The sequence below is a fragment of the Oleiphilus sp. HI0080 genome (genome assembly GCF_001635135.1).
Genome location: NZ_LWFU01000849.1, coordinates 1 through 733, shown reverse-complemented (window position 1 = coordinate 733; position 733 = coordinate 1). Strand labels below are relative to the sequence as shown.

At 48.3% G+C, this 733-nt stretch carries 1 protein-coding gene; it reads left to right on the top strand.

Going from position 1 to position 733, the window contains the following annotated elements:
• Positions 1 to 148 precede the first annotated feature (148 nt).
• On the top strand, positions 149 to 733 hold a 585-nt coding region (locus A3751_RS17240; RefSeq protein WP_231876925.1), incomplete at its 3' end, for an alpha/beta fold hydrolase.

The window sequence follows — 733 nt, the reverse complement described above, 5'->3', positions numbered from 1 at the left end:
CGTGCCATCTAAACAGCCGTTATTGCTTCGTTTATGTCTCCCAGTTTTTTTGATCTTGGGTGTCGGCTTAAGCTTCGCGTCACTCAGCACAAGTGATTTGTCTAAAGAGACGTTGGAAAGCAGATACACCAATGAGGCATCCAGATTTGTGCAAATTGATGGTAATCGCGTGCATTATCGTGATGAAGGAAGCGGCCCGGCAATAGTGCTCTTACATGGCACGGCCTCTTCATTACACACTTGGGATACATGGGCCGAGCAGTTACAAGGTTCGTTTCGAATTGTGCGTATGGATCTTCCCGGATTCGGACTCACTGGACCAGATCGACTTGATCGCTATGAAGTCTCCGACGATGTTCGCTTTTTATCTGACTTTTTAAACACACTCAATATAGAAGAAGCACATCTGGTAGGCAGCTCTCTCGGTGGACGCATCGCTTGGCAATATGCGCTTGAACACCCATCCCAAGTAAAAACGCTCACCCTACTGAACGCGCTTGGCTATCAACAGGAAAGTTGGCCACCTGCCATTGAACTCGCTCAATGGCCAGTGATCGACCAGATAATGGAGCATGTTTCGCCACGGTTTATGTATGAAATTGGACTCAAGGAAGTATACTTCGATGCCAGCATAGTGACGGACGAGGTGGTCGATCGTTACTACGAACTCTCTCGCTACCCCGGTAATTTATCGGCCTTTACGCGCCGAGTAAAAGCCCGCCTAGACCAAGAT